We start from the raw sequence: 26508 nt of genomic DNA on the forward strand, positions 1-26508 counted from the left end.
CGATCCGGTCGAAGATCGCGCTGTTGCTGCTGGTTCCGCTGCTGTCCCTGACCGCGCTGTGGGCCTACGCCGCGAATCTCACCATGGACCGGTCCCTGGAACACCACCGGGCCGGGGAGTCCGGCGACCGGATGCGGGACGCCGTCCAGGGCGCGGTCCTCGCCCTCGGCTCCGAGCGCCGCGCCACCGCCGCGTTCCTGCGCGGGCCTGAATCGTCCCCGCGCCAGGAGGTCGACGCCGCCCGCGCCCGTACGGACGCCGCTGCGGGAACGTTCCGGAATCGTGCCCAGGACGAGCTGGACGCCACCGGAATCCCCGGCCTTCCAGATCTGCCCGGCGTCCTGGGCGGCGCCGACGATCCGGTCCAGATCCGCAAGCTCGACCAGGTGCTCAAAGAGCTGGAGCGGCTGCCGATCGTCCGCGCCACCGTCGACTCCCGTGGCATGGACCAGCTCGCCGCGATCACCGCGTACAGCGTCCCGGTGGACGCGATGTACGCCTACGCCGAGCGGCTCGTCCCCTCCGACGACCCGGCCCTGCACCACTCCGACCTGGCGCTGATCGCGGGAGCGCGCGCGATGGACGTCGTCGGGCGCGAGGGAGCGCTGATCGCGGGCGCCTCCGCCGGCGACGGCCGGCTGACCGGGGCCGAGCACCGCGCGTTCGTCGAGCTGGTCGGCGTACAGCGGCGGCTATGGGACCAGCAGCGCGCGGGGATGGACCCCGGCGTCCACGACCGCGCGATCCGCCCCCTGCTCCAGTCGTCCGGCTTCGCCGAGCTGCGCACCCTGGAGGAGGACGCCGCCGGGGACGAGCCCGGCGAGGCGAGGGTCGACGCCGTCCGGTGGGACGCGACCGTTCAGCCCGTCCTCAGCTCACTGAACTCGGCGCACGTGAGCGGCGCGCGGATGCTGGGCGAGGAGCAGGACGCCCATGGGCGAGGGCTCCTGCTGCGGCTGGGCCTGGCCGGCGGACTCGGCATGCTCGCCGTGCTGTTCTCCCTCGGGACGTCGCTGCGGTACGGCCGGGGGCTCGTCCACGAGGTGGTCGCCCTGCGTACCTCGGCACGCGACCTGGCCGACCGGCGCCTGCCGCGCGTGCTCGCACGGCTGGCGGACGGCGAGCCCATCGACGCAGACGCCGAGGCGACCCGCCCGCCCGCCAGCGGCACCACCGAGATCCAGGAGGTCGCCGAGGCGTTCGGTGTGGTGCAGCGGTCGGCGATCGAGGCGTCCGCCGGCCGGGCCGACCTGCGCTCCGGTGTGCGCCGCATCTTCCTGAACGTGGCGCGCCGCAACCAGTCGCTGCTGCACCGCCAGCTGGACATGCTCGGCGAGCTGGCCGACGGCGCCTCGCCGGCGGAACGCGATCGGCTGGCGCGAGTGGACCTCCTGACCACCCGGATGCGGCGGCACGCCGAGAGCCTGATCGTGCTGTCCGGCGCGGCCGGCGGGCGCGGCGCGCGCCACCCGGTACCGGTGGTCGACGTGCTGCATGGCGCCGTGACGGAGATCGAGGACCAGACCCGGGTGGAGGTCCAGACCCTGGCAGGGGAGCGGCTGTCCGGCGCCGTGGCGACGGACGTGATCCACCTGGTCGCCGAGCTGCTGGAGAACGCGGCCGCGTACTCGCCGCCCCACACCGCCGTCCGCGTGATGGCCGGCCGGGTGGGCACCGGATTCGTGATCGAGGTCGAGGACCGCGGGCTCGGCGTGGCCCCGGCGGAACTGGCCGCGCTGAACGAGCTGCTGGCCGGGCCGCCGCCGCCCGATCTGGTCGACACCGACCGGCTCGGGCTCCTGGTGGTCGCGCGGCTGGCGGCCCGGCACGGCATCGCGGTCTCGCTGCGTCCCTCCCCGTACGGCGGCACCACCGCGATCGTGCTGCTGCCACCCGAGATGCTGGACGAGCCCGCGCTCGAAGCCCCCGCGCCGGACGAGCCGGAAGCGCCGGACGTACCCGAGGAACGAGTGCCGGAGGAGGCGGAGGAGACGGGAGAGCCCGGACGGGACGAGGCGGTCCCGGTGGGTGGGACGATGCCCAAGAACGACCAACATGCTCCTGAAAGTGGTATTCCGGCTGCGAATGTCGTGCCGGCGGGCAATCCTTGGTTCGATGACGTCATCACTCCCGCGACCGGTTCGGGTGCGGGCGGTGACGCCGTCGAGCGGAGCGGACCCGCCGGAACGTACGACGGTCTGCCCCGGCGGCGGCGCAGGGCCGGCCTGGCGCCGCGGCTGCGCCAACAGCAGGGGAGGAACGGAACACCGTCGGCACCGGCGGTGCGACAGCGGCAGGGCGGCATCGTCGTCCGGTCGCCCGAGGAGGCCCGTTCGATGATGGCGTCGATACAGCAAGGATGGCGGCGCGGACGAGCGCCGGATCAGGGTGATGGGGAAGGCCGATGATGCACAACACCGCGACCGGTGAACTGAACTGGCTGCTGAACGACTTCGCCGGGCGCGTCCCGACGGTCCGGCAGGCCGTGATCCTCTCGCGCGACGGGCTCGCCGTCGCCGCGTCGCAGGAGCTGGGCCGCGAGGACGCCGAGCACCTGTCCGCTCTGGCGGCCGGCGTGCAGAGCCTGGCGCGCGGTGCCGGCCGGCACTTCGGCGGCGGCAACGTACGGCAGACCATCATCGAGATGGACTCCATGCTGCTGTTCGTGACCGCGGCCGGGAACGGCACCTGCCTGGCCGTGCTGGCCACGGCGGACGCCGACGCCGGCCTGATCGCGTACGAGATGGCGGTCCTCGTCAAGCGGGTGGGTCAGCACCTGCAGGCCAGCCCCCGGTTCGCCGGTACGGGCTTCGACGGGAGCTGACCGGGCATGAGCGTGCCCGGCGGCCCGCTGGTCACCACCAAGATCCTGGTCGCGGGCGGCTTCGGTGCCGGCAAGACCACGATGGTCGGGGCGGTCAGCGAGATCCGTCCGCTGCACACCGAGGAGTTGCTGACCGACCGCGGCATCGGCGTGGACGACGTCGCCGGGGTGGAGCGCAAGGTCAGCACGACCGTGGCCATGGACTTCGGCCGCATCACGCTGACCGAGCGGCTGGTGCTCTACCTGTTCGGCACGCCCGGGCAGGACCGGTTCTGGTTCATGTGGGACGAGCTGGCGTTCGGCGCGCTCGGCGCGGTGGTGCTGGCCGACACCCGGCGGCTCGCCGGGTGCTTCCCGTCCATCGACTACTTCGAGCAGCGCGGCACGCCCTTCGTCGTCGCGGTCAACTGTTTCGACGGTGCCCGGCGGCACGACGCGGACGCCATCGCGAAGGCGCTCGACCTCGATCCGGGCGTGCCGGTGGTGCTGTGCGACGTCCGTCGGCGGGACTCCGCCAAGGAGGTCCTGATCCGCCTGGTCGAGCACGTGCTGAGCTGGCAGGAAACGGCCTCCGGCGCGCCGCCGGAGGCCCCCGCACCGACCGGTTGAGTGGGCGACCACGAGGCGGCGTAGTAGGCTCCGGCAGTCCACGACCCCCTATATCGAGAGGTTTTCCCCGCATGTCGCGCCTCCGGCGAACCAGCGCATCGGACGGGTGGAGGGTTCACCCACGGTGATGTCCCGGCGCTTCTCCTCGATCCGGACGAGGATCATCCTGCTGATCCTGGTCCCGCTCATCTCTCTCGCCGCCCTGTGGGGCTTCGCCACCGACATCACGTACGGCGACGCCCGGCAGCTGCAGCAGAGCAACCAGTTCCAGGAGAAGTCGCTGCTGCCCACCCAGCGGCTGATCGCGGCGCTGCAGAAGGAGCGCCGGCTGTCGATGGGCCGGCTCGGCGGCGACCGTACGGCCGGCACCGCCGCGCTGACCGCGCAGCGGCGGGACACCGACGAGGCGCGCACGGTGGTGCGGCGGCACAGCAAGGACAAGCGGCTGCGCGGGGCGATCGACCCACCGGTGCGCGAGCGCATCGACGCGTTCGTGAGCCGGCTCGGCTCGCTGGAGCTGGTGCGCCGCAGCGTGGACGGCCAGGCCGCCGACCGCGGCGGGGTCCTGGAGGAGTACTCCGGGCTCATCGACTCGGCGTTCACGATCTACGCATCGGTGGCCCCGGCGGACGGGGAGATCGCGGTCCAGGGGCGCACGCTCATCACCATGGGCCGGGCCCGGGAGTTCCTGTCCCGGGAGGACGCGCTGTTCAGCGGCGCCGCGCCGGGCGGCCGGTTCACGGCCGCCGAGCGCGCGCAGTTCGCGCAGCTCGTCGGCGCGCAGCGGCACCTGTACTCCGACAACTCCTTCGGCCTGCGCACCGCGCAGCGCGACCAGCTGACGCGGCTGGGCGCGACGCCCGAGCACGGCCGGCTGCGCAAGCTGGAGGACCTGCTGATCCGGGGCGCCGAGCCGGGCGAGCGGCCGGCGGCGGGGGAGACCGCGAGCACGGCCAAGACGCTCCACGTGACCCCCGCCGACTGGCGGGCGAGCATCGACACCGTCACCGGGCGGCTCTTCGAGTTCGAGAACACGGCCCTGGACGACCTGACGACGCGCGCCGAGGGCATCGCGCTCGGCGTGGTGCGGCGGCTGGCGCTGGCCGGCGGGCTCGGCCTGCTGGCGATCATCGTCTCGATCGTGGTCGCGGTCCGGGTGTCGCGCCGGCTGCTGGACGAGTGCCGCACGCTGGCCAACGGCGTCGTCCACTTCACCCAGCGGGCGCTGCCCGCGCTGGCCGAGCAGGTCCGCGACGGGAACCGGATCGACGACCTCGTGGACGTCCCCGACCGGGAGTACCGGATCCGCGAGATCCGGCAGATCTCGGAGTCGTTCGTCCGCGCCCGCGAGGCGGTGCTGACCGGCGCCGCGCGCGAGATGGCGATCCGCGGCGGGCTCAGCGAGGTCTTCGTCAACCTGGCCCGGCGCAACCAGGCGCTGCTGCACCGCCAGCTCAGCCTGCTGGACACCATGGAGCGCCGTACCGAGGACCCGGCCGAGCTGTCGGACCTGTTCCGGCTCGACCACCTGGCGACCCGGATGCGCCGGCACGCCGAGGGCCTGGTCATCCTGGCGGGCAAGTCGGCCGGCCGCGGCTGGCGCCGGCCGGTGCCGCTGGTCGACGTGGTCCGCGGCGCGGTGGCCGAGGTCGAGGACTATCCGCGGGTCCGGGTGCAGCCGCTGCCCCGGCTCGCGCTGCGGGGCATCGCGGTCGCGGACACGATCCACCTGCTGGCCGAGATCGTGGAGAACGCGACCACGTACTCGCCGCCGCAGGCACCGGTACGGGTCAGCGGCCACGGCGTGGCCAACGGCTTCGTCGTCGAGGTGGAGGATCGCGGGCTCGGGATGACCGCCGAGGAGCTGCGGTCGGCGAACGAGCGGCTGGCCGACCCGCCCGACTTCGACCCGGCCGACAGCGCGCGGCTGGGCCTGTTCGTCGTCGCGCGGCTCGCGCGCCGGCACGGCATCACGGTCACGCTGCGCCAGTCCCCGTACGGCGGTACGACGGCGATCGCGCTGATCCCCGGCTCGCTCATCGTGGACATGCCCGAGCCCGACCAGGTCGGCCGGCGTTCCACCGGGGCGATGGCCGCCGTGGGCCAGCCCGCCGGTGTCGCGGCGCGGGGGAACGGTTCCGGGCCGGTCCGGCTGGTGGCCGAGCCCGAGCCTGAGCGGCCGTCCGATCCGGGGCTGCCCGGCCTCCCGCGCCGGAACGACGCCGTACCCGGCGAGCCGGAACGGAGGGAACCGCGCGGCGGCGCGCACCGGCGTACCGACGCCCCGGAGCCCCCACCCGAGCCGGCGCCACCACAGGCCGCTCAGCCCGTACGAGAGCCGGAGCCCGTACGGGAGCCGGAGCCCGAGGCTGAGAGCGGTTCGCAGGCGGAGGCGGATCCGCCGCTGTCCGACGCCGGGCTTCCGAAGCGCAGGCGGCAGACGCATCTGGCGCCGCAGCTCCGCGAACGCGTGGACGCCGACCTGGCCGCCGAGGGGCGCCCCGTACCCGGCGCCACAGGCCCGCACGCCGCCCCCACGGTCACGAACCCCAGAGGCTGGGACCCGGCGGACCTGAACCCGCCCGGGCACGCCCAGGGCGCTGTGGATCCGGGACCGCCACCGGAGCCGGCCGCGCCCGGCACGGTCGCCTCCGATCCGGCCGCGCCCGATCCGGCCGCGCCCGAGACCGCCGCGCCCGACGCGGCGGGGCCGGAGCCGAGCCCGCGCAGACCCGAAGAACTGCGCTCCCTCATGTCCTCGATGCAACGTGGCTGGGAGCGCGGCCGGATGGAATCAGGACAGGCGGAGGCCGCGCAGGCCGACGCCGGGAAGTCCACAGCCGAGGAGGACGACACCGCATGACCGAAGCTCAGCAGGCAGCCGGAGACGCCACAGGAACGGGCGGCGATCTGAACTGGTTGCTCGACAGCATGGTGCAGCGGGTGGCCCAGGTACAGAACGCCGCCGTGCTGTCCAGCGATGGGCTGCGCATCGCCGCGTCCCGGGGCCTGGCCAGGGAGGAGTCGGACCACCTGTCGGCGGTGGCCGCGAGCTTCCAGAGCCTGGCGCGGGGCGCCGGCGAGTCGTTCGGCGGCGGCGCCGTCCGGCAGACCATCGTGGAGATGGAGTCGGCGTTCCTGTTCGTGACGGCGGCCGGAAGGGGCGCCTGCCTCGCGGTGCTGGCCGACGCCGACGCCGACCTCGGGGTGATCGCCTACGAGATGGCGATGCTCGTCACCCGGGTGGGCCAGCACCTGTCGGCCAACCCGCGGGTCCCGGTGGTCGAGTCGGGTGGTTCCTGAGGTGTCGCGGATACGGCAGAACGGCACGGGCGGGGCGGCGTGGTTCGACGACGCGGCCGGTCCCGTGGTGCGCCCGTACGCCCTCACCGGCGGGCGGACCCAGTACGACTCCGACGTGCTCGACCTGGTCGCCCTGATCATCGCCGAGGAGCCCCGGCCGGACGGCGGGGAGGGCCAGGGCGGGCTCGGGCACGGGACCGGCGGCTGGGCCCCGGAGCCGGAACATGAAACGATCTTGGAGCTTTGCCGCACGCCGCTGTCGGTCGTCGAGATAGCGTCGGAACTGGAACTCGCCCTCGGCGTCGTCCGGGTGCTGCTCGGCGATCTGCTCGATCATTCGCTCGTCAGCGTCCGGCGCCCGGCGCCGGTCGCGCAGTTCCCGAGCGAGCGCGTACTCAAGGAAGTGATCGATGGAATCCGTGCGCTCTGACCCGGCCGCGCCGGCCGGTGAATCCGCGCTGACCGTCAAGATCCTCGTTGCCGGGGGCTTCGGCGTCGGCAAGTCCACCCTGGTGAGCGCGGTCAGCGAGATCCGGCCGCTGCGCACCGAGGAGGCGCTCACCGAGAAGAGCATCGGGGTCGACGACACGACCGCCGTGGCCGGCAAGACGACCACGACGGTGGCCATGGACTTCGGCCGCATCACGCTGCCGAACGGCCTGGTGCTGTTCGTGTTCGGTACCCCCGGCCAGGACCGGTTCTGGTTCATGTGGGACGAGCTGGCCAAGGGCGCCCTCGGCGCGGTCGTCCTGGTCGACACCCGCAGGCTGGCCGACTGCTTCGCCTCGGTGGACTACTTCGAACGCCGCGGTGTCCCGTTCATCATCGGCGTCAACCGGTTCGACGGTGCGGGCGTGCACTCGGCCGACCAGGTCAGGGACGCCCTCGACCTGTCGGCCGACGTACCGGTGATCTCCTGTGACGTCCGGGAGCGCGAGTCGGCCAAGCAGGTCCTCATCGCGCTGGTCGAGCACATCATGCGCTCGATGAGCAACCGCCGCGACCCCGGAGCCCTCACCTACTGACCCGGCCCCCTACCCCATCCCCTCACCCCGCGCCTGAACGCCCCCCACCGGACGACCGGTGGGGGGCGTTCGCGTTCGGCAGGGTCTTTCCGCGCCCGACTTTGTCCTGAGAATGAGGAAAGTTGGAACGATCTGAAGAAAAGGTCTTCTCAAGACGGCGAAAGCCGGTTACCTTCTCGCCAAGCCCGAACACCCGAGCCGGACCTCCGGCCCCCGGGAACCGGTCCTGAACCCGCGAAGGGACGGCGTGATGCGCATGACGGCTCGACCGCAGAACGTGCATCAGGCACGCCTGCTGCGGCTGCTGCGCGACGAGGGGCCGCGGTCCCGCGCCGAGCTCGGCGACGTGGTGCACCTCTCCCGCTCCAAGCTCGCCGTCGAGCTCGACCGGCTGGCCGAGATCGGCCTGGTGGAGACCGCCGGGCTGGCCGCCTCGCGCGGCGGCCGGCGGTCGGGCATCGTCCGGCTGTCGCCCCGGCTGCGGTTCGTCGCGTTCGACATCGGGGCCACCTCGATCGACGTGGCGGTGACCAACGGCGAGCTGGAGGTCCTCGGCCATGTCAGCGAGCCCTGCCAGGTCCGCGACGGCGCCACCGTCGTCCTGGAACGCGCCCTCGACCTGCTCGGCAAGCTGCGCGACGGGGGACTGATCGAGAAGGTGCACGGCACCGGGATCGGCGTGCCCGGCCCGGTCAGCTTCCGCGACGGGATGCCGGTGGTACCGCCGATCATGCCCGGCTGGGACCGCTTCCCCGTCCGCGAGGCGATCGGCCAGGAGCTGGGCTGCCCGGTCCTGGTCGACAACGACGTCAACATCATGGCGCTCGGCGAGCTGCACTCCGGGCTGGCCCGCTCGGTGGACGACTTCCTGCTGGTGAAGATCGGCACCGGGATCGGCTGCGGCATCGTCGTGGACGGGGCCATCTACCGGGGCGTGTCCGGCAGCGCCGGGGACATCGGCCACATCCGCGTCGACGACGACGGCCCCATGTGCGCCTGCGGCAACGCCGGCTGCCTGGAGGCCTACTTCGGCGGCGCCGCGCTGGCCCGCGACGCCACCGCGGCGGCGCGGTCGGGACGCTCGCCGCACCTGGCCGAACGCCTGGCCGCCACCGGCGAGCTCACCGCCCAGGACGTCGCCGACGCGGCCGCCGCCGGCGACCCGGACGCCGTACGGCTCGTCCGCGAGGGCGGCCGGCACGTCGGCCAGGTGCTCGCGGGCCTGGTCAGCTTCTTCAACCCCGGCCTGGTCATCATCGCCGGCGGGGTGGCGGGCCTCGGCCACACCCTGCTGGCCGAGATCCGCAGCGTCGTCTACCGCCGCTCGCTCCCGCTGGCGACCGGCAACCTCCCGATCGTGCTGTCCGAGCTCGCCGGCGCCGCCGGGGTGATCGGCGGCGCCCGCCTCATCAGCGACCACGTCTTCTCCACCGCCTGACCCCACCCCCCCCGGCAGAGGAGGCCCCGTGGGCCCTGCGAAGAACACCGGCGACGGCCCCCAGCCCGAGCCCGAGCCCGAGACGGACACTCACTCCACCGAAGGCTCCACTGAAGACGCCGAACCCTCTACGGACCTGGAGCCGCTGCTGCGGATGCGGGGGATCGTGAAGCAGTTCCCCGGCGTCAAGGCCCTGGGCGGCGTCGACCTCGACGTCCTGCCCGGCGAGGTGCACTGCCTGCTGGGCCAGAACGGCGCGGGCAAGTCCACCCTGATCAAGGTGCTGGCCGGGGCGCACCGGCCGGACGCCGGCGAGATCACGCTGGGCGGCGAGCCGTTCCGGCCGGCCGGTCCGACCGCCGCGATGCGGGCCGGGATCGCGACCATCTACCAGGAGCTCGACCTGGTGGACGGGCTGTCGGTGGCCGACAACATCTTCCTCGGCCACGAGCGCGCCCGGCTCGGCTTCACCCGCCGGGCCGAGGCCGAACGGGCCGCCGCCGACCTGCTGGAACGGCTCGGGCACGGCGAGATCCCGCCGCGCCGCGAGCTCGGCCGGCTGCCCGCCGCGGGCCGCCAGGTGGTCAGCATGGCCCGGGCGCTGTCGCACGAGGCGCGCCTGATCATCATGGACGAGCCGTCGGCGGCGCTGGCGCACGACGAGGTCACCAACCTGTTCCGTATCATCCGCGAGCTGACCGCCGCCGGGGTGGCGGTCGTCTACATCTCGCACCGGCTGGAGGAGATCCGCGAGATCGGCGACCGGGTCACCGTGCTCAAGGACGGCCGTACGGTCGCGCGCGGCCTGCCCGCCCGCACCACCCCGACCGCCCGGGTCGTCTCGCTCATGACCGGCCGCGACGTCGAGTACGCGTTCCCGGACCGTGCCGCCCCCGCCGAGGACGACGACCGTCCCGAGGTGCTGCGGGTGGAGGGGCTGGCGCTGGCCGGATCGTTCGAGGACGTCTCGTTCACGATCCGCGCGGGCGAGATCGTCGGCCTGGCGGGCCTGGTGGGATCCGGCCGCTCGGAGATCCTGGAGACCGTCTACGGGACGCGCAGGCCGACCCGCGGCCGGGTGCTGCTCGACGGCCGCCCGGTCCGTACGGGCGACACCGGCTCGGCGGTACGGCGCGGGATGGGCATGGCGCCCGAGGAGCGCAAGAGCCAGGCGCTGCTGATGACCGAGTCCGTCGCCCGCAACATCTCGCTGGCCGGCCTCGGCCGCTACTCCAGATTCGGCTGGCTCGACCGCAAGCGGGAGATGGCCGACGCGCAGGGCCAGATCAAGGCACTGGACATCCGTCCCGGCGATGCCCGCCGCCCGACAGCGTGGCGACGCTGTCGGGCGGCAACCAGCAGAAGGTGGTGCTGGCCCGCTGGCTGGTCGGCGCCGCGGCGGACGCGGAACGTTCCGGCGATACGGCCGGGGGCCTGCGGCTGCTGGTCCTGGACGAGCCCACCCGGGGCGTCGACGTGGGCGCCCGGGCGGAGCTGTACGCGGTGATCCGCGCGCTGGCCGCCCAGGGCGTGGCCGTCCTGCTGGTCTCCAGCGAGGTTCCCGAGGTACTCGGGCTGGCCGACCGGGTGCTGGTGATCCGGGAGGGCCGAGTGATCCACAGCGCCGCCGGCACCGACCTGGACGAGCGGCGCGTACTCAACATGATCATGGAGGGGAGGGCCCTGTGACCGGAACCGGAGCAGGCCCCAAGGCGGGCACGGACGATGCCGTCACGACCGCGGACCCGGCGCCCGTGAAGCGGGAGGGTTCCGGGCCGGGCTCGCCGTGGAACCGGCTGCCGTGGGGCCGCCCGAACGGATCGGCCGGGGGACCGGGCGAGATCCGCCATCTCGGGCTGGTCGGCGCGCTGCTGATCCTGGCGGTGATCGGGGTGGTGTCCCAGCCCGACAACTTCGCCACCTCGGGCAACATGGTCGGCATCCTGGCGCTGGCCGCCACCATCGGCGTGATCACCGTCGGCATGACGTTCGTGATCATCGGCGGCGGGATCGACCTGTCGGTGGGCGCGCTGATGGCGCTGGCCTCGGTCTGGGCCACCACGCTGGCCACCCAGTCGTACGGGCCGGTCGTGATGGTGATCTGCGCGGTGCTGGTCGGTACCGGCGCCGGGATCGTGAACGGGATACTGATCTCCTACGGGCGGCTGGTGCCGTTCATCGCGACGCTGGCGATGCTGGTGGCCGCCCGCGGCCTCGCGCAGCGGATGTCGGACCGCAAGACCCAGCTGGTCCGGCCCGAGAACGACGCGATCGAGGCGCTGTCCACCACCAAGCTGCTCGGGATGCCGCTGGTGGTCTACATCTTCGCCGCGGTGGCGGCGGCCGGCTGGCTGCTGCTCAACCGCACCACGTTCGGCCGCCGGACGTTCGCGATCGGCGGCAACCCCGAGGCGGCCCGGCTGGCCGGCATCAACGTGCGCCGGCAGACCGTGGCGCTGTACGGGCTGTCCGGGCTCTGCTGCGGGATCGCCGCGATCATCATCATGGCCCGGACCACCACCGGTTCCAGTACCCACGGCGACCTGTACGAGCTGGACGCCATCGCCGCCGTCATCATCGGCGGCACCCTGCTCACCGGCGGCCGCGGCACGCTGGTCGGCTCGATCCTCGGCGTGCTGGTGTTCACGCTCATCACCAACCTGTTCATCCTCAACGGCCTGCCGACCAGCGACCAGCTGATCGCCAAGGGCGTGATCATCGTCGCCGCGGTCCTGCTCCAGCGCCGCGGCCTCCGCAGCCCTACCTGACCACGGGCCGACCTGACCACGGGCCGACCTGACCCCTGACCAGCCCACTCCCACCCCCGATCCCCGCCGTGTCACCCGCTCCCGCGTCCCGGTTCCGTCGCACCTCACCCCCCCAGGAGCACGCCATGACCGAAAGCACCCGTCCCAGCCGCCGCAACCTGCTGTTCGGCGGCGCCGTCGTCGCGGCCGGCGGCCTCGCCGCCGCCTGCACCGGCAACGAGCCGGAGGACACCGCCCCCGTCGCCCAGACCGGCAACAACGGCGGCGAGAACGACAAGCCCGGCAAGAAGGTCACGATCGGCTTCTCCGCGCCCGCCGCCGACCACGGCTGGATCGCGGCCATCACCAAGAACGCCGAGGCCCAGGCCAAGCGGTACTCGGACGTGACCTGGAAGCCGGTCGAGCCGACCAACGACATCAACCAGCAGATCTCCGCCGTGGACTCGCTGATCGCGGCCAAGGTGAGCGCGCTGGTGCTGCTGCCCAACGACGGCGAGCAGCTCAACCAGGTGGCCCGCAAGGCGATGGACGCCGGCATCCCGGTGATCAACCTGGACCGCGTCTTCCCGGACAAGCTGTCGTACCGGACCTGGATCGGCGGCGACAACTACGGCATGGGCGTCGCGGCCGGGACCTACGTCGGCAACCGGCTCAAGGAGAAGGGCGTGGCCAAGCCGGTCATCGTCGAGATCCAGGGCATCGCCACGCTGCCGCTGACCCAGGACCGCAGCAAGGGCTTCGCCGACGCGCTCAAGACGTTCGGCTTCTCGGTCACCGCGAAGCAGGACGCCAAGTTCACGGTGGAGACCGGCAACCAGGTCGCGGCCAACCTGCTGCAGGCGCACAAGAAGATCGACGCGCTGTGGAACCACGACGACGACCAGGGCGTGGGCGTGCTGGCCGCGATCAAGCAGGCCGACCGCAAGGAGTTCTTCATGGTCGGCGGGGCCGGCTCGGCCAACGCGATGCGCGAGATCAAGGCCGGCTCCTCGGTGCTGGAGGCGACCGTCACCTACAGCCCGACCCAGGCCGGCTCGGCGGTCAAGATCGCCCGGCTGATCGCGCAGGGCAAGGGCATGGCCGACCTGGTCGAGCAGCAGGTCCCGCAGTCGATCACACTGGCCTCGGAGACCATCACCAAGGCCAACGTCGACAAGTACATGCCGCTCGGCTTCGAGTCCTGAGCCAGGTGACCTCAGCCACCGCGCGAGCGCGTCACCTGGCCGGTGCGGCGATGCCGGAGGCGAGTCTCACCGGGCAGACCGCGAAGCGATGCCGCGCTCGCACAGGCACGGTCACGGTGGCGAGCCGCTAGGCGAGCCGCCGTGGGCCGGGACTGCAATGAAGAGGGGAATTCATGAGTAACGAGAGGGCGACGGTCGGCGTCGGGATGGTCGGGCATGCCTTCATGGGGCGCGCCCACTCCCAGGCGTGGCGGAGCGTCGGGCCGTTCTTCGATCCGCCGGTCACCCCGGTGATGGCCGCGCTGGCCGGGCGCTCGGCGGAACGGACCGGGGCCGCGGCGCGCGAGCTCGGCTGGGCGTCGGTGGAGACGGACTGGAAGGAACTGCTCCGCCGCGACGACGTCCAGCTGATCGACATCTGCACGCCCGGCGACACCCATGCCGAGATCGCGGTCGCCGCCCTCGACGCCGGCAAGCACGTGCTGTGCGAGAAGCCGCTGGCCAACTCGGTGGGCGAGGCCGCGGCCATGGTGGCCGCGGCCGAGCGGGCCCGGGCCCGCGGCGTACGGTCGATGGTCGGCTTCAACTACCGGCGGGTTCCGGCGATCGCGCTGGCCCGCCGGATGGTCGCCGACGGCCGGCTCGGCACGCTGCGGCACGTACGGGCCCAGTACCTGCAGGACTGGCTCACCGACCCGGACTCGCCGCTGGTGTGGCGGCTGGAGAAGGACCGGGCCGGTTCGGGGGCGCTCGGCGACATCGGCGCGCACATCGTCGACCTGGCGCAGTTCGTCACCGGCCAGCTGCTCACCGGGGTCAGCGCGCTGACCCAGACGTTCGTCCCCGAGCGGCCCCTGGTCGGCGGCGACGGTACGGGGCCGGTGACGGTCGACGACGCCGCCGTGTTCGTCGCCCGTACCGCCGGCGGGGCGCTGGCCTCGTTCGAGGCGACCCGGTTCGCCGCCGGGCGCAAGAACGCGCTGCGGCTCGAGCTGAACGGCTCGGCCGGGAGCCTCTCGTTCGACCTGGAGTCGCTGAACGAGCTGTGGTTCCACGACCACACCGAGGACGCCGCCACGGCGGGGTTCCGCCGGATCCTGGTGACCGAGCCGGAGCACCCGTACGTCGGCGCGTGGTGGCCGCCCGGGCACATGCTCGGGTACGAGCACACGTTCACGCACCAGTTCGCCGACATGCTCGCGGCGATCGCGGCGGGCACCGATCCGGCCCCCTCGTTCGCCGACGGCCTCCAGGTCCAGCGGGTGCTGGCGGCGGTCGAGCAGAGCGCGGAGGACGGCGCCTGGACGCCCGTCGAAGAAGAGGCGCAGACACAGGAAGGGACCGTGTGATGGCACGACCGATCACCCTGTTCACCGGCCAGTGGGCGGACCTGCCGTTCGAGGAGGTGTGCGGGCTCGCGGCCGGCTGGGGCTACGACGGGCTGGAGATCGCCTGCTGGGGCGACCACTTCGAGGTCGACAAGGCGCTGGCCGACGACTCCTACATCCCGCGCAAGCTGGAGATGCTCGCCAAGTACGACCTGAACGTGTGGGCGATCTCCAACCATCTGGTCGGGCAGGCCGTCTGCGACCATCCGATCGACGAGCGGCACGAGGCGATCCTGCCCGCCCGGATCTGGGGCGACGGGGAGCCCGAGGGCGTCCGGCGGCGCGCGGCCGAGGAGATGAAGGACACCGCCCGCGCGGCGGCCAAGCTCGGCGTCTCCACGGTGGTGGGCTTCACCGGCTCCTCGATCTGGCACACGGTCGCGATGTTCCCGCCGGTGCCGCCGGCGATGATCGAGCGCGGCTACGCCGACTTCGCCGACCGCTGGAACCCGATCCTGGACGTGTTCGACGAGGTCGGGGTGCGGTTCGCGCACGAGGTGCATCCGAGCGAGATCGCCTACGACTACTGGACGACCGTCCGGACGCTGGAGGCGATCGGCCACCGGCCCGCGTTCGGGCTCAACTGGGACCCCTCGCACTTCGTCTGGCAGGAACTGGACCCGGTCGGCTTCCTGTTCGACTTCAAGGACCGGATCTACCACGTCGACTGCAAGGACACCAAGGTCCGTACCGGCGACGGCCGCCGCGGCCGGCTGTCGTCCCACCTGCCGTGGGCCGACCTGCGGCGCGGCTGGGACTTCATCTCCACCGGGCGCGGCGACGTCCCGTGGGAGGACTGCTTCCGGGCCCTGAACGCGATCGGCTACGCCGGGCCGATCTCGATCGAGTGGGAGGACGCGGGCATGGACCGGCTGCGCGGCGCGCCGGAGTCGCTGGAGTTCGTCCGGGCGCTGGCCACGATCGAGCCGCCCGACACGGCGTTCGACGCCGCGTTCGCCCCCCCACCAAGTTGACTCGTGGCGTGTTCGCCTTCCCGGTCGGGAAAAAAGGCGAACACGCCACGAGTCAACGGGAGGGGCGGCGGGGGATCATGGGGGTATGGCACCTTCGCTGGGACTGTTCGGGCTCAACTCGCAGGCGTGCGCGGAGCCGGCGGGCGCCGCCCGGGTGGCGGCGCTCGCCGAGCGGCTCGGCTACGACTCGCTCTGGACCGGCGACCATGTCGTCGTGCCGAGCCCGCACGTGCCGCCGTCGCCGCTGGATCCGGACGAGCCGTTCCTCGATCCCCTGATCGCGCTGGCACATCTGGCCGGGCACACCGAGCGGATCGCGCTGGGCACGGGCTGCGTCGTCCTGCCGCAGCGCAACCCGCTGGTGCTGGCCAAGCAGCTGGCCAGCCTGGACGCGATCAGCTCGGGCCGGCTGGTCTTCGGCCTCGCGGTCGGCTACCTGGAGCCGGAGCTGCGGGCCGTCGGCGTCCCGATGGAGGGCCGCGGGGAACGGGCCGAGGAGTACCTCAAGGCCATGCTGTCGCTCTGGTACGACGACGAGCCGGCCTTCCACGGCCGGTACGTGGACTTCGCGGGCGTGGCCGCGCGTCCCCGTCCCGGCGGGCGGCCGATCCCCGTGGTGGTCGGCGGGCACAGCGCGCCCGCACTGCGCCGCGCGGTCCGGTACGGCGACGGCTGGTACGGGTGGCGGCTCGACCTCCGTACGGCCGCCGGAGTCCTGGACGGCCTGCGCGCGCTGGCCGAGGAGGAGGGCCGCGACGTCCTCCCGCATGTGTCGGTCACGCCGAGGCGCCGCCCGGACGCCGACGCGGTACGGGCGTACGCCGAGCTCGGCGTGGACCGGCTCATCCTGCTGCCGCCGCCCGACCTCACCGTGGACGAACTGGAAGCCTTCGTCACCGACCACGCCCCGGAACGCATCGGCGCACGCCACGCCGAGGACCGTGCCGTACCGATGACCGCCGAGAGAGCCTGAGGCAGGGAGCCTGAAGGGGATCAGAGGGCGCGGAAGTCGGCGAAGTCGAAACCCGGCGCCACCACGCAGCTCACCAGGACCTCCGTGCCGCCCGCCGGGCGGGCCGCCTGCCAGGTGCCGGCGGGGACGACCGCCTGCGGTGCCTCGCCGTTCGCCACGTCAGGGCCGACCGTGATCGCGGTGGGGGAGGCGGCGGGCCGGTCGCCGTCGCCGCCGAGCAGCAGCGTCAGCGGCCCGCCGCGATGCCAGAGCCACACCTCGTCGGAACGGACCGCGTGCCAGATCGACTCCTCGCCGGGCGGGAGCAGGAAGTAGATGCCGGTCGCCGCGGACCGCTCGCCCGGATAGCCGTCGGGGACGAACCGCGCCGCCGCCCGCCAGGTCTCCCGGAACCAGCCGCCCTCGGGATGCGGCAGCAGGCCGAGCGCGGCCGCGGTGGCCGGACGGTCCAGGAACGCCGCGTGCCGCCCGTCCGGGCCGCGCCGCCCGTACCGGATCCGGGCCGCGTGGGCGCGGTCGATCACGCCGCGCGGCGGGAGCAGGCCGGGAGCCGGATCGAGGGTGATCGCCAGCACCTGCCCGGCCGGGAACGCGTCGTCGGCGACGGCGAGCAGCCCGGCGGGGTCGTCGGTGTCGTCGGGTCCCCAGACGGCGCCCGCCTCGCCGAGCACGAACCGCCCGTCGGGCGCCGGCGCCGGGCCGGGCTCTCGGTCCGAGCCGGGCTTCGGCTCCCAGGCATCGAGCGTGGTCAGCAGTACGAGCACATGCCGAGCCTAGTGCGTGCGCCGTCCGTTGATCGAACGTTGATCGGCTGTTGATCGGGATCGTGCAAGGTGTGTCACGCACGGTCCTGGGGCCGCGGTGTGGGTTCTGCGGGGTTCGCGGGGTTCGTCGCGGAATCCGTCAGCCGCGATCGGGGCCGTGCCGTCTTGTGCGGCGGGTCGGCCGGATCGGGGGATGCGGCCGCCCGCCCGCCTTGGCGGGCCGCGATCACCCTGCGCGAGGCACTGCCGGGCAGGGGGCACGCCACGGGGGCCGGGACCACACGTATCGCTGGTCTCGTTCGCTGGTCCCCTCGCTCGTCATCATCGCTCGTCTCATCGAGGGTCTCGCCAGGTCGATGGGCTTCGCCCGCGCGCGGGCTCCGGCCGCCCCGCATCCCCCGCGTGGGGGAGCGGGACGGCCCCCGCGAGGGACGTGGCGCGAGGCCCGGCGCCGCGAGCATGACGGGGTGAACACAACGCCGCGTACCGCAGAGGGCCACCCGACCGCCGCGCCGCCCGCACCCGCCGGCCCCGGCGCCCTGCCGCGCTCGACGGAACATCCCGTGCCGCGCTGGATCAACTGGATCGCCCATGCCGTGCCGTTCACCGTGCTGCCGTCCGGGCTGTGGCGGATCGCGCTCGGCCTCGGCGTGCCGATGGGCTTCAGCGGTGAGCTCGCGGAGCTCTACCACGGGCCCGACTGGGTCCTCACGCCGTACGTGGTCCTGCTGAGCCTCCTCACGGAGGGATTCGCGCTGCTGACGCTCGGGCTGGTGCGGCCGTGGGGCGAGGTGTTCCCGCGCTGGATGCCGTTCATCGGCGGCCGGACGGTCCCGGTGCTCGGCGCCGTCAGCGTCGCCGCGCTGGGCGCCGTCGCGGTCACGATGATCAGCGCCATGTTCGTGGGCATGTGGAGCGATCCGGAATCCCTGGCGAGCCCGGAGGCGCCGCAGGGCCTCGCGGCCTGGCTCATGACGCTGTGCTACCTGCCGTTCCTGGCCTGGGGGCCGCTGCTGGCGATCGTCACGGTCGCGTACTACCTGCGGCGCCGCGGCCTCATTCCATTTCCGACAGCCGGGCGGGATCGAACCGGATCGGGAACGGGTGCTCGGCCGTGAGCTCCTCGCCGGCGCGGGCCTTGCGGCGGGTGCGGTAGCGCGCCTCCGGGGTCCCCGGCCGGGCCAGCTCCAGCATCGTGACGGCGGGCCGGGGCTCCAGGTCGACGATCCAGTAGTGCGGGATCCCGGTCGCGGCGTACTCGGCGACCTTGCGCACCCGGTCGACCTGCTCGCTGCCCGTACGCGGCGTCACGATCTCGGCGACGAGCAGCAGGTCCGGGCCGTAGTAGGTGCGGGCCTGCCGTTCCAGTGCCGCGCGCGCCACGTCGCGGCCGACCGCGAAGACGTCCGGACGGCGGATCCCGGCGGCCGTGCCGACGTCCCGGGGCGGCCCGGCGACGTGCACGTCGGCACCGGCCCGGTGCGCGGCGTCCTGCAGGATCTCGCGCAGCCGCGCGGCGGCGTGGTCGTGCCACGGATCGCCGGGCAGCTCGGCCAGCCAGCCGTCCGCCAGCTCGTACCGCACGCCGTCGTCCGGCAGCGCGTCGAGATCGTAGAGCGTGTACGGACCGTGCGCGTGACCTGCCACCGCACCCATGCCGCGCGTCCCTCCCCCGATGATCTTGCAGGTCCGAATGTAGCGGAACGGGGCGGCGCTCCAGGTGAGGGACTCTCCAAAAAGGAGGGGAGGCGAGTTAAGATACATCGCGAGTCGGGTTCGTCTCGGCGCCGGGCTTGACCCTCCACCGCCCGGAGGCTCCAGGATCGAGGGCGACCCCCCGAAGGAGGACGTGATGATGACCGAGCGGACCGACCCCGTCCCGCGCGCCTCCGACCGGGACCGGGACGAGGTGCTCGTCCGGCTGCACACCGCGTACGCCGAGGGGCGGCTGGACGACCGGGAGCTGGACGAGCGGATCGACCTCGTGCTGGCCGCGCGCACCCACGCCGAGCTCGCCGTCCTGCGCGCCGACCTGCCCGTACGGGAGGACGAGATGCTCGTACGGCCGGAGACGGCCACTCCCGGGCGCAGCACCGGCGGGCGGTCCCAGATGGCCTTCAAGAGCAAGGTCAGGCGGGTCGGCCGCTGGCGGCTGCCCGAGCGCTACACCGTCCTCGCCTACAAGGGCGAATGCGTCCTCGACCTGCGCGAGGTCGAACTGTCCGCGCAGGTCACGACGGTACGGGTGATCGCCTACAAGTCCACCGTCGAGATCATCGTGCCGCCCGGCCTGCGGGTGGAGGCCGCCGGGCTGGGCGTCTCCATGGAGGTGCGCGGCGCCCCGTCGCCGTCGGCGCCGGTCATCCAGGTCCAGGGAACCGCCTATAAAGGACCGATCGAGGTAATAGATCATCTTCGTCTACCCTGAGACGATATAAACGCTCCCGCACCCCTTTCAGGTTCAGATCGCGCGATGTCCGCCCAACGGCGGTTTCGGCGCGGTTTGATGGTGTGCCATCGCGGTCGGCGATGGCATGACGGTCGGCGGAGGAGCGTTCGTGACGGCAAGGACCCCGGAGCAGGATGGCGCCCGGCTCTTGGCTGGAGCGGGACTTCCCACCGGGGACGAGCTCTCGTCCGGCCCGCACGGCTCCCGGCAGATCCGCCGGCGGCTGACGCTCCGGGCCGACGAAGTCCTCGGCGAGGTCCGTGAGGTCCGCGAGTTCATCGAGTCGGCCGAGCCCCGCGCGCCGGGCAGGCGGAGCAAGAAGGGCCCGTCCCCCTGGCAGCACGCCCAGGACGCCTGGCGCGACGCCGGCGTCCAATGGAAGGGCGCCGGCGCGCCGCCCGTACGGAAGAAGGCCGCACCCAAGTCGCCGGCCCCGGCTCCCGCGCCGCCTTCGGCGCCCAAGCCGCAACCGCGCGACGTAGGGCTGCGCAGGCCCGGCCACAAGACCGTCGCGGCGGCCACCGCGGGGCTGGTCGCCATCGGCGTCGCCGCGTTCGCCCTCGCCGGGGGCGAGGAGGAGACCGGGCCGCGGTCGGACGTGGCAGCGGCGACCCTGGCCGAAAGCACGTTCGTGACGGATCCGGCGGCCAAGACCGACGGGCTCGTTCAGGACCTCCCGGCCGTTGCCGCGTCCGGCGCCACGGTCATCGCCGCCGGTACGGAGTCGGCGGGGGACGGGACGCCTGGACGCGACCGCGCCCGATTCCTCCACTCCGGCGACGCCGGCCGGACCTGGCGGCTCGCGCGGGTGCAGGCGGCGGACGGTGCCGAACCGGCGCCCGGGGCCAAGCCGCGCATGCTCGCCGGGGGCGAGGGTGCGTGGGCGGCCATCGGCCAGATCGCACAACCCGCACGACCCGCACAGACTGCTGTGCCCGCTCAGACCGTCCTGTGGACGAGCGTCTCGGGCAAGGAGTGGACGAGGGAGTCCGGCACCGGCCTCCCGTTCGGCCCGAACGACCGGGTGAACGCGCTGACCCGTACCTCCAGCGGGTTCGTCGCGGTGGGCGCGACCTCCCCGAGCGGGAAGTTCGGAGCGGACACCCAGGGCATGGTGTGGACCTCGTCCGACGGCCGCACGTGGCAGCGCGCCGCCGGCCTCGCACCCCTCGGCATCGCCGGCCTGGGCGGGCTGGCGGCGTCGGGTGCGAACGTGGTGGCGCACGGCACGTTCGTCCGTACCGTGACCAAGACGGTCAAGCGCAAGGGCAAGAAGAAGGGCACCCGCAAGGTCACCACCACCGAGCGTGGCGATGGCCTGTGGCGCTCGGCGGACGGTGGCCGTACGTGGGCGGCCGTGAGGGTCCCGCACGCTCAGGGCTCGTACGGGCCGCTCAAGGGCGTGGCGGCCGGACCCGGGGGCATCTACGCGACCCGCGAGGGCAAGCGCACCACCGGATCGAAGAAGAAGCGCAGGACGGCCCCGTACGGCGTGGTGTTCGGCTCCCGGGACGGGGCGGCGTGGACGTCCGCCGCGCAGCTCACCGTCCCGGCGTACACCGGCATCGAACGGCTCACCGGGACGCCCACCGGGCTCGCCGCCCTCGTCCGTGGCAAGGGCGGGGCCGGAACCGTACTGCACAGCGCGGACGGCCGCACCTGGCGGCCGGGCGGCGAACTGGGCGCCCCCGGGCCCGGCTCGGCCGTGGCCGGGCTGGCCGTGGCCGGCGCCGGTGTGGCGGTGGTCAGCGGGCATCGCGGCGATGACGGCTTCCTGGCCGTGGCGGGCCCCTCGGCCGGTCCCGCCGCGCCCGTGGAGGTCGCCAAGGTGCCGGGCGCCGTACGGCCCGAACGCACGCTCACCGCCCTCGCACCCGGCGCGCCCGGGCAGTTGGTCGCCGTGGGGAGCACCGGCGGCGACGCGGCGAGCTGGATCATGGACAAGAGCGGCACGTGGACCCGCGGCCGGTCGCCCGCCCTCGGTGGCGGCCGGACGGCGGGCGGCCCCGGGCAGTTCCGGCAGCGGCTGAACGACGTCGCCCACGGCACGCAAGGCTGGCTGGCCGTCGGCGCCACCAACGCCCCCAACGGCACCTCCGTACCGCTCGTGGTGGCGTCCCAGGACGGCAAGGCGTGGCGCAGGACGACCGTGCCCGGAGGCAAGACGACCTCGGGCGCCGCTTCGGGTCCCGGCGGCTACGTCGTCGTCGGCATGGTCGGCGGCTCGGCCGCCGCCTGGCGTTCGGCGGACCTCCAGGCCTGGACGCGCGGCGGCAACGCGGGCAAGGGGGATCTCGACGGCCCCACCTGGATGCGCGACGTGGCCACCACGGGCAAGGGGTACGTGGCCGTGGGCGGCAGGAAGGGAGCCGGGCCCGCGAGGGGCGGCCCGCCTCCCGGCGACCTGCCCGCCGTCTGGACCTCCGCCGACGGGCTGAAGTGGGCCGCGGCCGCGCCTCCGGCGCTCCCGTCCGGGATCGCCTCGGGTGCCTTCTCCCGGGTGGTGGCGCGCGGGGACACGCTGGTGGCGCTCGGCTCGGGCCGTACCGCTGCGGCGGCCAACGCCCCGGCCCGCTCGCAGGCCTTCTACGCGTACTCCGCGGACGGCGGCCGTACGTGGCGGACGAGCATGCCCGCCGGCGCGACGCCCACGACGGCGATCACCGCCGCCACCGCGACCTCGAAGGGCTTCCTGGTGGCGGGCACCACGGGCGAGGCCGGCCGCCAGGACGTCGTCCTGTGGGCCACCTCGACCGGCGCCGACTGGCGGCGCGTCACGTCCTCCGGAACCGGTCTGGACGGCCCCGGCGACCAGCGCCTGACCGCGCTCACCTCGGTAGGCGCCCAGGTCATGGGAACGGGCATCAGCGCCGATCACAAGGGCGAGATCCCGACGTTCTGGAAGACCGCAGCGCCCTGACGCGGGAAGAGGGGCGGCGCACGAGGGAGCGCCGCCTCACCGGCCGGCGGTCGCCCGCCGGCCGGTGCCGGCCGTCCTTCGCTTCGGAGTCGCTGTGCTTCGGGTCACCCGTTGCAGCCGCAGGAACAGCCCTTCGGGCATGAGCAACTTCCGCCATGACCACAACTGCATCCACCTTGAGCCATGGCCGGAACGTATCTCCGGGGGAATTCGGGGTCTATGACCGCCGGCGCGAGGTACCCCTCACGCGGCGGCCAGACCGGCGGTCGCGCATCGGCGGCGAGCGTCGGCGGTCAGGCGTCGATGGTCATGTCCACGCCCAGCAGGACGAGGAACCAGAGGAAGATCGCCAGCAGCGCGCCGGCGACGCGCCGCACCAGTTCCGCGTCGAGATAGCCGCGGTCCCAGGCGATGAACACTCCGATGATGATGTAGATCAGCCCGACGATGCTGATCCCGGGCCGGTATCTGGACGCCATGGGGGCTCTCCTCACGAGGGGGACTCATGACGTCCGGCCGGTGCCCGTACCCGCACGGGCGAAACTCCGGCGGCATTCGGTGCCGTCCCGTGCCGATCTTTCCGGCCGTCCCGAAACGGGGCGGCCGTTTCGGCGGTCCCGGGCGCGGTTGCGGCTACCCGCGCCCGCCCGGCGGCTTGCCCGACATGTCGATCCGCACCACGGTGGGGTCGCGGTCGCCCGCCCGGGACGCGAACTCGGCGTTGCGGTGCACGATGTCGTACTCGTGCTTCCGCTTGGCCAGCGACTCGCTCAGCATGATGTGGTCGGTCGTGCGCGCGTCGCCGCCGGAGACCGTGGTGTAGCGCTCCTTCTCCGGCAGCGTGGCCGGCAGGTCGCGCAGGCCCGCCTCCTCGGCCAGCGCCCGGACGGGCGGGGAGTGCTCCGGCTCGTTGAGGTCGCCCGCCACGATGATGTTGGCGTCGCGGTCGGCGGCCCGGACCGACTTGACGAACCCCGCCACCACGCGGGCCTGCTCCAGCCGGCGCCATTCGGTGGGCCGGGTCGGCGGCTGGTAGCGCCCGAGGTCGGGGTGGTCGTCGCCGGTGCGCGGGTACCACTGGTTGGCGACGACGATGATCCGCTTGCCCTGCCAGGTCACCTCGCCGGCCACCGGCTTGCGGGTACGGCTCCAGGTCGCGTCGCCCGGCGCGATCCGGCCGGGGCTCAGGGTGAGCCGTACACCGCCGGAGCCGTCCCCGAGCGCCCTGACGGGCGTCACCGCGGGATCGGGCCGGGTCCCACCCGTACCGGGCGTACCGGGCGATTCAGGGGCCGCCACGGACCCCTGGGGCGCGCCCTCGGGCCGGTCGACGAAGCCGAGGCCCCGGTCGGTACGGAACAGGAAGCCCACGTGGTCGTTGGAGCCCTTCTCGCCGCCGTCGGCGTTGTCGCGCGGCGCGATCGAGCGCCAGTCGTAGCCCGGGCCGCCCGCGGTGCTGATCGCGGTGATCAGCTCCGCCACGGTCTGGTCGGCGGCGACCGTGCCGTCGTCGGCGGCGCCGCTGTTGTCGCGCAGCCCGGTGATCGTGACCAGGTCGGGCGACTTGAGCCCGTCCACCAGGTCGGCGGCCAGCGCGGCGATCCGCTCGGGCGGCACGTCCGGGCTGAGCCCGCCCAGATCGGCGGTGGCGACCGCCAGTTCCTGCGGCCGGGCCGTGCGGGTCGTCTCCGGCCGGCCGCCGCCGTCCTGGCGCTGCGGAGCGGTGGTGACCAGCAGCTTGAACGTGCCGTAGGCGTAGTCGACGACACCGTCAGCGACGCCGGGCAGCCGGTCGCCGGCGTTCATCGCCGGCAACGGGGCGAGGGCGTCGTCGAGGACGATCCGCTTGCCCGCGCCCGCCTCGCCCGCCGGCTGCACCGGGATCTCCCCGTACCGGGACGGGCCAGCGGCCACGGCGTCCCGCACGCCCGCCCGCATGCCCTCGATCGACTCGTAGAAGTCGATCGCGTTGCGCTCCGGGTCGAAGCGGCCGCCGGACTCGATGTTGCGAGCCGGGCCGATCTCCGGGCCGGTCATGATCGTGGCGGGCGGCCTGCGGCCCTTGGAGCCGATGACCATCGGTGCCGGGAGCGCCGTGCCGCGCGCCTCGGTGACCGTGCGGGTGGCGTCGATCTCGGTACGGCTGAGCCCGGCCGAGCGCGGCCCGCCGGGCCGGTACTCGCTGACCCGCCCGTCGACGCGGACGGAGTCGCCGGCGGCGACCGCCGGGCCGGTACGGGTGAAGACGAAGATGCCCTCGGACGTGGCGTGGTCGCGGTCCGGGGCGGGGTCCTGCATCCAGAAGCCGTTGCCGGTCACCGCGGTCACCACGCCGGGGACGCGGGAGACGGTGCCGCCGTTCAGCGGCGACACGTGCCCGGCGCCCTGGACGTCGCGGATCCGCTGCTCGGGCGCGGCCTGCGCGGCGTGTGCCGCCGGCGCGTACAGCAACGGCGCGCACAGGACCGGAAGACCAAGGAACACCGCGGCCAACGTGCGGGCCGGACCCTGTTCACCTAGGTACGCCACCCAAGCTCCATCATCGACTAGCGCGCGGCCAATGGACATGAAGAAGGATGACATATGACGTCGGGGGAAATCGCCGTCACACCGTGCTGATCACAAGGCGCTGACGACACCGCGCCGAACCGGGGCCGGGAGGTGCGGCCCGGCCCCGGTTCCGCCGGTCAGTCGAACAGCACGACCTGGCGGATCACGTCGCCGGTCTTCAGCGCCTCGACGGCGTCGTTCAGGTCCTCGAACCGGATCCGGCGCGAGATGAGGCCGTCGATGTCGAGCCGGCCGGCCCGCCACAGGTCCACGAACCGCGGGATGTCGCGCTTGAGGTCGCAGCCGCCGTACAGCGAGGCCTTGAGCGACTTGCCGTCGAACAGCAGCCCGAACGCGCTCATCTCGAAGTTGTCGTCGGCCGCGCCCGCGCCGACGACGATCACGTCGCCGCCGCGCCGGGTGGCGTTCCACGCCGTCGTGACGGCCGCCGCCTTGCCGACCGCCTCGAAGACGTAGTCGAAGCCCGAGCCCGCGGTGAGCAGGTTCTTGGCCTCGTCCAGGGTGTCCAGCGTCGCCGTGTGGGTGGCGCCGAACTGCTTGGCGAGCGGGTGCTTGGCCTCGTTGGGGTCGACCGCCAGGATGGTCGACGCGCCGGCGATCCTGGCGCCCTGGATCACCGCCAGGCCGATGCCGCCCGTCCCGACCACGGCGACCTTGGAGCCCGGCTGCACCTTGGCGGTGTTGACCGCGGCCCCGACGCCGGTCGGGATGCCGCAGCCCAGCAGCGCCGCGTACTCGAACGGGACGTCCTCGTCGATCTTGATGACGCCCTGGAACGGGACGACCATCTCGTCGGCCCAGGTCCCGGTCCCGGCCATCCCGAACGCCGGGGTGTCATCGCCCAGCCGGAAGTTGGCGATGCTGAACGACTGCGCGATGAACGTCATGCACAGGTACGGCTCGCCGCGCAGGCACTCGGGGCACGTACCGCAGTCGGGCGTCCAGTTGACGACCACGTGGTCGCCGACCTTGACGTTGGTGACGTGCTCGCCGACCTCGGCCACCACGCCGGCGCCCTCGTGCCCGAGGACCGTCGGCGGCATCGCGGGCAGTACCCCGGAGATCGTGGACAGGTCGGAATGGCAGACCCCGGTCGCCTTGATCTTGACCTTGACCTGGTCGGGACCGGGATCGACGGTGCTGACGTCGTCGCGCAGGTCGAGCTCGGCGTCGCCGACCGCGTGCAGAACCGCGGCACGTGCCATGACTGCCTCCACATGAGGGGTGGGACGCCGGCCGCTGGGCACGGCGTCCTCAGGGGATGGGTGGGGTGCTCCGGATCCGACCGTGCCCAAAAAGGGGACGGCCCGTCCAGAGT

General features: G+C 73.4%; 23 protein-coding genes. 18 read left to right on the plus strand and 5 right to left on the minus strand.

Going from position 1 to position 26508, the window contains the following annotated elements; genetic code table 11:
• Positions 1-23: 23 nt before the first annotated feature.
• The 15 genes from ACH34Q_RS34055 (at position 24) to ACH34Q_RS34125 (ending at position 16486) form a co-directional block, all read left to right on the plus strand.
• Positions 24-2408, plus strand: a complete 2385-nt coding sequence (locus ACH34Q_RS34055) for a nitrate- and nitrite sensing domain-containing protein (protein ID WP_395987249.1) — start codon at positions 24-26, stop codon at positions 2406-2408.
• Positions 2408-2824 (plus strand): roadblock/LC7 domain-containing protein, encoded by a 417-nt coding sequence (locus ACH34Q_RS34060; protein WP_395987335.1) that lies wholly within the window; start codon positions 2408-2410, stop codon positions 2822-2824. The genes ACH34Q_RS34055 and ACH34Q_RS34060 overlap by 1 nt, the downstream gene beginning before the upstream one ends.
• A 6-nt stretch (positions 2825-2830) precedes the next feature.
• Positions 2831-3433, plus strand: coding sequence for a GTP-binding protein (locus tag ACH34Q_RS34065; protein ID WP_395987250.1), 603 nt, complete (start codon positions 2831-2833; stop codon positions 3431-3433).
• Positions 3434-3539: 106 nt separating this feature from the next.
• Entirely contained in the window at positions 3540-6296 is a 2757-nt protein-coding gene (locus ACH34Q_RS34070) for a nitrate- and nitrite sensing domain-containing protein (protein WP_395987251.1), read from the plus strand.
• The gene (locus tag ACH34Q_RS34075; protein ID WP_395987252.1) at positions 6293-6736 is read left to right on the plus strand and encodes a roadblock/LC7 domain-containing protein; all 444 of its coding nucleotides are present in this window, start codon (positions 6293-6295) and stop codon (positions 6734-6736) included. Before ACH34Q_RS34070 ends, ACH34Q_RS34075 begins: the two co-directional genes overlap by 4 nt.
• A 1-nt stretch (position 6737) precedes the next feature.
• On the plus strand, positions 6738-7166 hold the full coding sequence (locus tag ACH34Q_RS34080; protein WP_395987253.1) for a DUF742 domain-containing protein: 429 nt from the start codon (positions 6738-6740) through the stop codon (positions 7164-7166).
• Entirely contained in the window at positions 7147-7761 is a 615-nt protein-coding gene (locus tag ACH34Q_RS34085) for a GTP-binding protein (protein ID WP_395987254.1), read from the plus strand. The genes ACH34Q_RS34080 and ACH34Q_RS34085 overlap by 20 nt, the downstream gene beginning before the upstream one ends.
• Positions 7762-8017: 256 nt before the next feature.
• Positions 8018-9199: an ROK family protein gene (locus tag ACH34Q_RS34090; protein WP_395987255.1), complete on the plus strand. Its 1182-nt coding sequence runs from the start codon at positions 8018-8020 to the stop codon at positions 9197-9199.
• A gap of 28 nt (positions 9200-9227) precedes the next feature.
• On the plus strand, positions 9228-10706 hold the full coding sequence (locus ACH34Q_RS34095; RefSeq protein WP_395987256.1) for a sugar ABC transporter ATP-binding protein: 1479 nt from the start codon (positions 9228-9230) through the stop codon (positions 10704-10706).
• A complete protein-coding gene (locus ACH34Q_RS34100; protein ID WP_395987257.1) occupies positions 10676-10888 on the plus strand; it encodes a hypothetical protein in 213 nt (70 codons plus the stop codon). The genes ACH34Q_RS34095 and ACH34Q_RS34100 overlap by 31 nt, the downstream gene beginning before the upstream one ends.
• Positions 10885-11967 carry an ABC transporter permease gene (locus ACH34Q_RS34105; RefSeq protein ID WP_395987258.1) on the plus strand — a complete coding sequence of 361 codons (1083 nt, stop codon included), beginning with the start codon at positions 10885-10887 and terminating at the stop codon, positions 11965-11967. The genes ACH34Q_RS34100 and ACH34Q_RS34105 overlap by 4 nt, the downstream gene beginning before the upstream one ends.
• Positions 11968-12092: 125 nt before the next feature.
• Positions 12093-13151, plus strand: a complete 1059-nt coding sequence (locus ACH34Q_RS34110; RefSeq protein WP_395987259.1) for an ABC transporter substrate-binding protein — start codon at positions 12093-12095, stop codon at positions 13149-13151.
• A gap of 173 nt (positions 13152-13324) precedes the next feature.
• Positions 13325-14500: a Gfo/Idh/MocA family protein gene (locus ACH34Q_RS34115; RefSeq protein WP_395987260.1), complete on the plus strand. Its 1176-nt coding sequence runs from the start codon at positions 13325-13327 to the stop codon at positions 14498-14500.
• Positions 14500-15513 (plus strand): sugar phosphate isomerase/epimerase family protein, encoded by a 1014-nt coding sequence (locus ACH34Q_RS34120; RefSeq protein WP_395987261.1) that lies wholly within the window; start codon positions 14500-14502, stop codon positions 15511-15513. Before ACH34Q_RS34115 ends, ACH34Q_RS34120 begins: the two co-directional genes overlap by 1 nt.
• Before the next feature lie 85 nt (positions 15514-15598).
• Positions 15599-16486: a TIGR03619 family F420-dependent LLM class oxidoreductase gene (locus ACH34Q_RS34125; protein ID WP_395987262.1), complete on the plus strand. Its 888-nt coding sequence runs from the start codon at positions 15599-15601 to the stop codon at positions 16484-16486.
• Positions 16487-16506: 20 nt separating this feature from the next.
• On the opposite strand, the gene ACH34Q_RS34130 is transcribed toward ACH34Q_RS34125, so the two are convergent.
• Positions 16507-17250, minus strand: coding sequence for a cupin domain-containing protein (locus tag ACH34Q_RS34130; RefSeq protein ID WP_395987263.1), 744 nt, complete (start codon positions 17248-17250; stop codon positions 16507-16509).
• Positions 17251-17717: 467 nt separating this feature from the next.
• Here ACH34Q_RS34130 and ACH34Q_RS34135 point away from each other — a divergent pair, with 467 nt between their 5' ends.
• The gene (locus tag ACH34Q_RS34135) at positions 17718-18368 is read left to right on the plus strand and encodes a hypothetical protein (protein WP_395987264.1); all 651 of its coding nucleotides are present in this window, start codon (positions 17718-17720) and stop codon (positions 18366-18368) included.
• On the opposite strand, the gene ACH34Q_RS34140 is transcribed toward ACH34Q_RS34135, so the two are convergent.
• Positions 18307-18906 carry a Uma2 family endonuclease gene (locus tag ACH34Q_RS34140; protein WP_395987265.1) on the minus strand — a complete coding sequence of 200 codons (600 nt, stop codon included), beginning with the start codon at positions 18904-18906 and terminating at the stop codon, positions 18307-18309. The genes ACH34Q_RS34135 and ACH34Q_RS34140 overlap by 62 nt on opposite strands.
• A 196-nt stretch (positions 18907-19102) precedes the next feature.
• Here ACH34Q_RS34140 and ACH34Q_RS34145 point away from each other — a divergent pair, with 196 nt between their 5' ends.
• Together ACH34Q_RS34145 and ACH34Q_RS34150 are read left to right on the plus strand one after the other, a co-directional pair.
• Positions 19103-19678, plus strand: a complete 576-nt coding sequence (locus tag ACH34Q_RS34145) for a DUF1707 domain-containing protein (protein WP_395987266.1) — start codon at positions 19103-19105, stop codon at positions 19676-19678.
• A gap of 130 nt (positions 19679-19808) precedes the next feature.
• The gene (locus ACH34Q_RS34150) at positions 19809-22619 is read left to right on the plus strand and encodes a hypothetical protein (RefSeq protein ID WP_395987267.1); all 2811 of its coding nucleotides are present in this window, start codon (positions 19809-19811) and stop codon (positions 22617-22619) included.
• Positions 22620-22912: 293 nt separating this feature from the next.
• Here the strand turns inward: ACH34Q_RS34150 and ACH34Q_RS34155 are convergent, their stop codons facing one another.
• The 3 genes from ACH34Q_RS34155 to ACH34Q_RS34165 form a co-directional block, all read right to left on the minus strand.
• Entirely contained in the window at positions 22913-23098 is a 186-nt protein-coding gene (locus ACH34Q_RS34155) for a hypothetical protein (protein WP_395987268.1), read from the minus strand.
• 154 nt (positions 23099-23252) lie between these two features.
• Positions 23253-25103 carry an endonuclease/exonuclease/phosphatase gene (locus ACH34Q_RS34160; RefSeq protein WP_395987269.1) on the minus strand — a complete coding sequence of 617 codons (1851 nt, stop codon included), beginning with the start codon at positions 25101-25103 and terminating at the stop codon, positions 23253-23255.
• Positions 25104-25306: 203 nt separating this feature from the next.
• Entirely contained in the window at positions 25307-26395 is a 1089-nt protein-coding gene (locus ACH34Q_RS34165) for a Zn-dependent alcohol dehydrogenase (RefSeq protein ID WP_395987270.1), read from the minus strand.
• Between the last annotated feature and the right edge of the window lie 113 nt (positions 26396-26508).

This window comes from Actinomadura sp. 9N407, assembly GCF_044326315.1.
GTDB lineage: Bacteria > Actinomycetota > Actinomycetes > Streptosporangiales > Streptosporangiaceae > Spirillospora.

Coding starts and splice junctions, on each gene's coding strand:
- ACH34Q_RS34060 (WP_395987335.1), top strand. CDS start 2,408: ATGCACAACACCGCGACCGGTGAACTGAACTGGCTGCTGAACGACTTC.
- ACH34Q_RS34065 (WP_395987250.1), top strand. CDS start 2,831: ATGAGCGTGCCCGGCGGCCCGCTGGTCACCACCAAGATCCTGGTCGCG.
- ACH34Q_RS34075 (WP_395987252.1), top strand. CDS start 6,293: ATGACCGAAGCTCAGCAGGCAGCCGGAGACGCCACAGGAACGGGCGGC.
- ACH34Q_RS34085 (WP_395987254.1), top strand. CDS start 7,147: ATGGAATCCGTGCGCTCTGACCCGGCCGCGCCGGCCGGTGAATCCGCG.
- ACH34Q_RS34090 (WP_395987255.1), top strand. CDS start 8,018: ATGACGGCTCGACCGCAGAACGTGCATCAGGCACGCCTGCTGCGGCTG.
- ACH34Q_RS34110 (WP_395987259.1), top strand. CDS start 12,093: ATGACCGAAAGCACCCGTCCCAGCCGCCGCAACCTGCTGTTCGGCGGC.
- ACH34Q_RS34115 (WP_395987260.1), top strand. CDS start 13,325: ATGAGTAACGAGAGGGCGACGGTCGGCGTCGGGATGGTCGGGCATGCC.
- ACH34Q_RS34120 (WP_395987261.1), top strand. CDS start 14,500: ATGGCACGACCGATCACCCTGTTCACCGGCCAGTGGGCGGACCTGCCG.
- ACH34Q_RS34125 (WP_395987262.1), top strand. CDS start 15,599: ATGGCACCTTCGCTGGGACTGTTCGGGCTCAACTCGCAGGCGTGCGCG.
- ACH34Q_RS34140 (WP_395987265.1), bottom strand. CDS start 18,906: ATGGGTGCGGTGGCAGGTCACGCGCACGGTCCGTACACGCTCTACGAT.
- ACH34Q_RS34145 (WP_395987266.1), top strand. CDS start 19,103: ATGATGACCGAGCGGACCGACCCCGTCCCGCGCGCCTCCGACCGGGAC.
- ACH34Q_RS34155 (WP_395987268.1), bottom strand. CDS start 23,098: ATGGCGTCCAGATACCGGCCCGGGATCAGCATCGTCGGGCTGATCTAC.
- ACH34Q_RS34165 (WP_395987270.1), bottom strand. CDS start 26,395: ATGGCACGTGCCGCGGTTCTGCACGCGGTCGGCGACGCCGAGCTCGAC.